Origin of the sequence: uncultured Rhodococcus sp. (genome assembly GCF_963525155.1) — a bacterium.
GTDB lineage: Bacteria > Actinomycetota > Actinomycetes > Mycobacteriales > Mycobacteriaceae > Rhodococcus_F > Rhodococcus_F qingshengii.
This window is the reverse complement of sequence record NZ_CAURKP010000280.1, coordinates 1-5226: the sequence shown is the minus strand read 5'-3', so window position 1 is coordinate 5226 and position 5226 is coordinate 1. Positions and strand designations below refer to the sequence as shown.

Annotated in this window: 4 protein-coding genes and 1 pseudogene; all 5 read left to right on the top strand. The window is 60.7% G+C overall.

The window, feature by feature from the left end:
• Window positions 1-233 (top strand): hypothetical protein (locus RWT78_RS28060; RefSeq protein ID WP_314682518.1); only part of this gene is annotated, 233 nt, incomplete at its 5' end.
• Window positions 233-1096 (top strand): hypothetical protein, encoded by an 864-nt coding sequence (locus tag RWT78_RS28055; protein ID WP_314682515.1) that lies wholly within the window; start codon window positions 233-235, stop codon window positions 1094-1096. The genes RWT78_RS28060 and RWT78_RS28055, both read left to right, overlap by 1 nt.
• Window positions 1093-4101: a protein DpdH gene (gene dpdH / locus RWT78_RS28050; protein ID WP_314682513.1), complete on the top strand. Its 3009-nt coding sequence runs from the start codon at window positions 1093-1095 to the stop codon at window positions 4099-4101. The genes RWT78_RS28055 and dpdH overlap by 4 nt, the downstream gene beginning before the upstream one ends.
• Window positions 4094-4780 (top strand): hypothetical protein, encoded by a 687-nt coding sequence (locus tag RWT78_RS28045; RefSeq protein WP_314682510.1) that lies wholly within the window; start codon window positions 4094-4096, stop codon window positions 4778-4780. Before dpdH ends, RWT78_RS28045 begins: the two co-directional genes overlap by 8 nt.
• A pseudogene (locus RWT78_RS28040) lies at window positions 4777-5226 on the top strand (DEAD/DEAH box helicase); the annotation flags it as partial. The gene RWT78_RS28045 and the pseudogene RWT78_RS28040, both read left to right, overlap by 4 nt.

The following is a 5226-nucleotide window of genomic DNA, read 5'->3' as shown; positions in this document are numbered from 1 at the left end:
ACGAAACGGGATCGCACCTGCGCCTCTCCGAGTACTATCCGGGGCCGATGATTGTTGTCCTCCCCGAGGGGCATCTCGAACCAGGGATCCGTGAGCGACTCGAACTCGGACTGGTGACGTACATTCTGGGGCCCGACTCGACACCCGATCCTGATCGACCCGGAAACTTGCTTCGGGACGTCACCGGGTTGACCACCAGCATCTCCGCCGACGCACTACTGGAAAGCATGTAATGGACGTTCTGAACCCCAGCCCAGCACTGTGTCTCCCGCAGGCAATGTGGATCATCCATCGCACCATCATGGATAGCCCGGACCTGAGCAAGGAGCAAATACTCGATCTGGTGACACCGACCGCGATGCGCAGTGGCATTCCGCAGAATGGCGCCCATGCTGACCGCGCACTGCGGGGATTGCGAGAGTTCGGCTTCGTGCAGCAGGATGTTGACGGCCTCCACAATGCCGAAACCGTGACGGACGTAGGCGACTTCATGCGCCGCCTTCGGCACCGCCTCGTGGTTCCACCCGAGGTGCTTGGCCAGGAAATGGAAGGGGCGCCAGACCTCCGTCGAGGCCTCGTATGGCTCATGCGGCAGATTCCCACCCAACCGCTGCACTGGAAAGACACCCAAACCTCGATGCCGGCGGACTTGTTCACAAACGACACGCGATGGAACGGGTTCAGTTGGTGGAGTCAGGCACTCGGTTTCAGTCGGCCCGCACTGAAAATTATGGTTCCAACGAAGAATGCGACGGGAAGGATCGTGGCTGATCCGACCGAGGCGGTCGTCGACGTGATCTCCCACCCCGTCGGTACCCCACCACCGGTCGGTGAACAGATCTCCGTCCAGCAGTTTCTCGATTTTCTTCGCAGTGAACTACCGGTCCTACCAGGGCATCCACGCGCCACCTATGACGGACTCGCAGAGGACGTCGACACCGGTATGCGCGCACTCGGACTGGCGCTGTCGTGCGCGGAAGAGCGCGGCGTCCTGTCGATGACCTACCAGTCCGACCCGTCCGGCGTGGTGGCGTTGCCGGATGCGCGCGACCACGGCCGCGACCGCTACGTCTCGGCTGTGACGATCAAGGGATGACGACCACAATGAACGATCACGTCAATTTCGTCTGCTGGTCGGCTGACACCGTCACCGCGACCATTCCCACCGAGGCAGCAACCCAATCCAAGGCGGTACTCCTCGCAACTCACGCGCCACTGCGCATCGCTCGCCAGCGTGGTGCTACCGGTGGCCAATCGACATCCGAGTACGTGACCGAAGATCGGATCCTCGAGGAGTTTCTCACCGCCCCACCCACCAGTGGTGTACTTATCGCGAGTGTGCTCGGCGAATCCGGCGCCGGAAAGTCGCACTTGGTTCGCTGGATGGATGCGAACATCCCTGAAACGCCCACTCGTCATGTGATCTACCTGCAGAAGACCGAGACAAGCCTCAAGGATGTCATCGAAAAACTCCTGCTCAACCAGACCGACCCCGAGTTCGACGAGATCCGCCGCAAACTCTCTAGCCTCGGAACTGGCATGACGCTCGCGGAAATGGAGCAACGGATCCTTCTGGAACTCGCAGAAGTGTTGCGTACGTTGGAAGCCGATACGCCGCTCGCGAAGTCACTCGTGGGCGACAACGGCTTGAGACTGTTCTTTCTCGACCCGCTCTTTCGCAATCATTTGCTGCGTCCCGATTCGTTCATCAAGCGGCGGGCGCGGTATTCACTGAAGGGCCGCGACGAATCCGAACCCGACGTGCCGCTCGAATTTACGACTGCAGAACTGCCGATCGACATCGGTGACTACGCCAACATCAGAGATGCTGCGGCGGCCACTCAGAAGATCTTCAAGCGACTCGGAAATCCAACGTTGCAAGCGGAGGCCGTCCGTCTCCTCAACAAGGTTCTCGACACTGCGGTGACGAAGGCAGCCAGCCTCAACGTCGGCGATATCAGCCAGGCGTTCAAGCGCATCCGCGAGAAGTTCGTCGGTCACGAGATCGTGCTGCTGATCGAGGATGTCGCACTCATCCAAGGCGTCCGCCGAGATCTCCTCGATGCAATCGTCGAGGTCGGTGTCGTCCAGGGCATCGAAAAGTACGCCACCGTCCGCACGATGATGGCGGTCACGCCGGGCTACTATCAAGAGTCGCTGCCTGACACATTCCGAACCCGCGCGGAGGGATCGTCACCTACATATCGCGTCGAGGTCGACCTCGACGCCAATGGAGTAGAAGAGCAGGACTTCGTTGAGTTTTTCGGCAAGTACCTGAACGCGGCGCGAGTAGGTAAGACCGAACTCGAGCGGTCGGCACCCCGTGTGCCGAACGCGTGCGGAGACTGCGCGTATCGCGGTCCCTGCCATGACGCCTTCGGCGTCTCAAGCGAAGACTACGGCCTGTATCCATACAACAAGGCAGCGCTCATCCGCGCCGTGCGGGCCTGCGCCGACACGGATGGCGAACGAATCGTGTTCAACCCGCGCAGAGTCCTGGCGCGAGCAGTTCGCGATGTGCTCACCGACAATATTCGCACGATCCGTGACGGAGTGTTTCCTCCGGCGGCGCTGCTCGGAGACGAGTCGGCGAAGGCCGCATTGCCCTTCCTGTCAACCCATATCAGGGAGCGGATCGAGAATGACTTCCCCGAGCAGGAAGCCGGCCGACTTGAGACGCTCCTGACGTTCTGGGGACGCGAGGGAACCGAGCAAATCGATGCCGGCGTCCTCCGAGCGTTCTCCCACCAACCAATTCCCAGCGACCTTGTCGATCCGATCAAACCAGGCCCGGGCCCAGGCCGAAGCCCAGACAAACGTGAAACGCTAGGGTCAGACGACACCCTGCCCCCATCACTGCGGAAGGATCTCGACGCCATCGACACCTGGTCCACCGGGACGACTCTTCCCCAGGGGTTAGCCAGCGATCTGCGATCCATCGTTCGTGAAGCCCTGCTTGCGCGGGTTCAATGGTTCGACACCGTCATCAAGGAACCCACTGCGGAAATTCTGAAGAAGGCGGTACCGGAAAACGCGCGGGGAATATCCATCGATGGTGCCACCGAGAATCTCCTCGCGGAACCCATCGTTCGACTGTCACGCGACGCCCGCACCGCAATGATGTTTCGTGGCCTCCTGTACATCCGCGCTGGCCTCTGGCAACAGGCCGGGCCGGCCCTACCCCGCCTGGATCAGATCGTCTCCGGGCATGTCGACGAAGCCAAGCGACGGATCCTCGACGAACTGGCTGTCGACGAGGACTCCTTGGTGAAGGTAACCGCGTCTTTGATTAGAGGTGCCGCCGCCTGCGGACACCTTCCCCCGAGGGCTGCCGACCTCGACTACATCAACGCCGCACTGTGGGACGACCCGACCGCACCACGGGCCGACAGTGCAGCGCGTTCACCCAACTGGCAGGCCGCCTACAAGGCCTACGTCTCGCAGCGCAAAGAGGTCGTCAAATACCTTCTCAGTGCAGTCGGTCCTTCGCAAGGCGTAACTGGAGCCGTGTACGCTGTAGCCCCTCATCGGATGACACTCATCGTTCGAACGGCAAAGGTCCTCGCCGCTTCGGAGGAGGAGATCGACGTGCCCACATGGTGCCGGGAAGCGCACCGGAAACTGAAGGAACTGACCCGCGCTACCGACTCGCAGATCGAGTACTGGCAATCCTTGCTCGATCGCATTCGTAAGCACCTCCCAAGTGGCGTGACGTTGCGCGAAACAATCGACGGTGTGGCTGAAGCAACCCGCACCGGTCAGAGTCATGGGTACGTCATGGTCCGGGACAACCTTGATGTTGTCCATGCGCGAAATGAGACGGCGCGTTCTTGGGATCAGTCCGCAATCCCGACAGTCACGCGGCTCGTCGAATCCGCCAAGGCCCAAAGTGGACTCCTACGACTCAATTTGGTCGGCACCGATGCAGGAGCAGACCTACCCGCAATCGCGGCCTATCTCGACGACAGCGCAAAATGGATCGAGGCCGGAATCGCCAGTGCGGAAGCCGACACCGGAACGGCCACCGACATCGACGAGCAACTCGCAGACACCATCACAATGTGGTTCGAGACAATCAAGGAGTCCGAGTCACATGACTGAGGCAACCGTCACCATTAGTCTGGCGACCCGCGCTCGAAAACTCAGCAACCTCTCACGTGCACACAGTGAGAACGAGCAGGAAAAACAAGCGCAAAACCAGGTCAAGGCTGCGCTCGGAAAACTGCAAACCGAGATCACCACGCTGGGTACCGCCCTAGGCGTACACCGCAAACTCCGCGAGGTCGGGGCCCCCGTTCAACCCCTCGAGGGACTCGCCAAGCCTGCCACGAAGCTGCGCGATCAAGTCTCGAGTATCGGTCGCCCGACACTGCAGTTCCTCACTGCCCGGACCAAGGACGTCACCACGGCGCATACAGCGATTGCGGCCGACAATAAGTCGGCGTGGAAGTCCTGGGCTGAAGCGTCCATCGCTCAACTTCCACAGAGCCTCATTCCACGACTCGGCGCGTCCACACGGTCGAATGTGGTTATGCGGATCAGCAGTCTGAAAAAGACTGCTGACACATCAAAATTGACCGTGGCCGATATTACGATGTTCGTGACAGCGCTCGAGACCGTCCAAGAGATCCTCGCCGAGGTAGGTACGTCGGATCTCGATGTCGTCCTCGCAAAGTTCGAGAACGGCCGCGTACGCCTTGCCGATCTCAGCGAAGAGGAACTTCGACTTCTACAGTGTCACGAACCATTAGCCGACCAACTTTACCTGGCTCTGTCATGACCAGCGACCGTTGGGCCGGCGTCGGCGACCTCTTGAGTCGGCTCGAAGATATCGAACTTCGCTTGCTTTCCTGGGGCATTGTCGACGGGTTTCTCAGCCGAGACGAGGTTGAGGATGCAATCGACGCGCAGTTGGATACCGATGCCAAGCGCTTGCACGAAGCCCTACCGACCGTTGACGAGTACCTACGCCACCTCCTGGACACGGGGTTACTTCACCGTCTCCCGGTGTCGACGCCGCGGTACCGGACCAGACTCGGCGAGACGTTGCGCCTACTCCGCACCCTGCGTCAACTTTGGCCGCCCAAGGATCCCGCCGTCCCCGGTTGGTGGCGCAGTTCAAGCACCCTGGTAGCCGACTATCGACTGCGCGTTGCACCGCGACGATATCCGCGGCGTTCAATCACACCGATCGAAGCCCACGACAGCCTCGCGACGACGCCGGGG

Coding starts and splice junctions, on each gene's coding strand:
- RWT78_RS28045 (WP_314682510.1), top strand. CDS start 4,094: ATGACTGAGGCAACCGTCACCATTAGTCTGGCGACCCGCGCTCGAAAA.
- RWT78_RS28055 (WP_314682515.1), top strand. CDS start 233: ATGGACGTTCTGAACCCCAGCCCAGCACTGTGTCTCCCGCAGGCAATG.
- dpdH (WP_314682513.1), top strand. CDS start 1,093: ATGACGACCACAATGAACGATCACGTCAATTTCGTCTGCTGGTCGGCT.